Consider the following 2,040-nt stretch of genomic DNA (forward strand, 5'->3'; position numbering starts at 1 on the left):
GTCGTCGCCGCGTGGCTGCGGCTCGAGGAGGCCGCCGCGCACGAGGGCGCCGCACGCGAGCCGCACCAGACGGCCACCGAGTTCACCGCCGCCCTGCTCGCCCGCCACACCACCAGCGAGCCGGCCCTGGACGAGCTGCGCGAGCTCTACCAGCGAGCCCGGTTCGGCCCGGCCGGCCAGGTCGGCGAGGCCGACGCCGCGGCCGCGCTCGCCGCGCTGGACCGGATCCTGCACGCGCTCGCCAACGCGGCCACCCCGGCCAGCACCGTCACATGAGCGAGCCTGCGAGCGAATCGATGTCACAGGGCGACCGTGAGCGGCGGCGCCGGGCCTGTGAGGGGTCGTTTGTTCGCGGAGCTTGCGGAGCGAGCCGTTCGATACGGGGCGGCCGTGAGCGGCGGTACCGAGTCTGCGAGGGGTCGTCGTGAGCCCGGCCCGGGCCGGCGCACTGGCCGTCCTCACCGCGGTCGCGGTCTACCTGACCGCGACCCACGCCATGGACGTGCCCTTCTGGTGGGCCCTGCTCGTCTCGCTCCCGCCCGCCGCCGCGGTACTGGTCACCGGGCTGTTCGTCGGTGCGTTCGACCAGGACTGGACGCCCGAGCCGGACCTGCCGGCGGCGAGCGTCTGCCTGCACGCGAGCTCGCTCACCGACCGGCTCGGCCAGGCGGCCACCGACCCCTACCGGTTCACCTCGCGCGTGCAGCCGCGGCTGCGCCGGCTCGCGCTCACCACGCTGCGCCGCGACCCCGACACCGCCGACGTATCCGACCTGCACGACCCGCGTGCCCGTGACCGGCTCGGCGACGACCTGCACGACCTGCTCACCGCCCCCGCCGCCCGCCTGCCGAAGCCCGACGAGTTCGCCGCGATGATCCGGCGTCTGGAGGAGCTATGACCTCACCGTCCACAGCGGACCCACACCTGGGCGAACCGCCGACTCCGGACATGATCCGGCAGGAGGCGGGCACGGTGCTCGACTCGGTGGCCTCGGTGGTCGTCGGCCGGCAGCGGTCGGTCCGGCTGGCCCTGGCCGCGGTGCTCGCCGGCGGCCACGTGCTGATCGAGGACGTCCCCGGGCTCGGCAAGACGCTGCTGGCCCGCGCGCTCGCGCAGTCGCTGGGCCTGAAGTTCCGCCGCGTGCAGTGCACCCCGGACCTGCAGCCGGCCGACATCACCGGCTCGTTCATCTACGACCCCGCCGAGCGGGACTTCGGCTTCCGCCAGGGTCCGGTGTTCGCCGGCCTGCTGCTCGCCGACGAGATCAACCGCACGCCGCCGAAGACGCAGGCCGCGATGCTGGAGGCCATGCAGGAGCGCCAGGTCACCGTGGAGGGCCGCACCTTCCCGCTGGCCCGGCCGTTCCACGTGCTGGCCACCGCGAACCCCATCGAGTACGAGGGCACCTACCCGCTGCCCGAGGCCCAGCTCGACCGGTTCCTGCTGCGCCTCGACGTCGGCTACCCGCCGCCCGAGGAGGAGGCCGAGGTCCTGCGCCGCCGGCTCGCCCGCCGCAAGGAGGAGGTCGTGCTCGACCCGGTGATCGACGCCGAGCGGCTCGCCGCGCTGCAGGCCGGGCTGGAGCGGGTGGCCGTGGACGAGGACGTGCTGCGTTACTGCGTGGACCTCGCCAACGCCACCCGTGGCCACCGCTCGGTCGAGATCGGCGCCTCGCCGCGCGGCTCGCAGGCGTTGCTGCTGGTGTCGCGGGCCCTCGCGGTGCTGGCCGGGCGGGAGTACGTGCTGCCCGAGGACGTCAAGGAGTGTGCCGTGCCCGCGCTCGCGCACCGGCTGACCATGCGCGCGGAGACGTGGAGCTCGGGCGTCACCGGCGAGCAGGTGGTCGACGAGCTGCTCGGCGTGGTGGCCGGGCCGAGCAGCACCCGGTCGGTACGCCGGTGAGCAGCCCGCAGCAGGTCGCCGCCGATCTGGTCGGCACGGACCGCCGGCTCGGCAACCGGGCGCGCCGCTGGTTCGTCGGTCGGCGCGCGGCGCGGACGATGGGCTGGCGGCACACCGACGCCCTCGTCCGCGCGGTCG

General features: G+C 75.1%; 3 protein-coding genes. All 3 read left to right on the forward strand.

Translation table 11 applies throughout. From position 1 onward, the window contains the following. The coding region (locus ACRDTB_RS38055; protein WP_431437135.1) for a DUF4129 domain-containing protein at nt 1–276 on the forward strand (276 nt) is incomplete at its 5' end. Nucleotides 277–424: 148 nt separating this feature from the next. After that, nucleotides 425–898: a hypothetical protein gene (locus ACRDTB_RS38060; protein WP_431437136.1), complete on the forward strand. Its 474-nt coding sequence runs from the start codon at nt 425–427 to the stop codon at nt 896–898. Nucleotides 899–948: 50 nt separating this feature from the next. Then, complete coding sequence (locus ACRDTB_RS38065; protein WP_431437137.1) at nt 949–1,902, forward strand: AAA family ATPase; 954 nt, start codon at nt 949–951, stop codon at nt 1,900–1,902. Nucleotides 1,903–2,040: the final 138 nt, after the last annotated feature.

The organism is Actinophytocola sp. (genome assembly GCF_050699935.1).
Classification (GTDB): domain Bacteria; phylum Actinomycetota; class Actinomycetes; order Mycobacteriales; family Pseudonocardiaceae; genus Actinophytocola.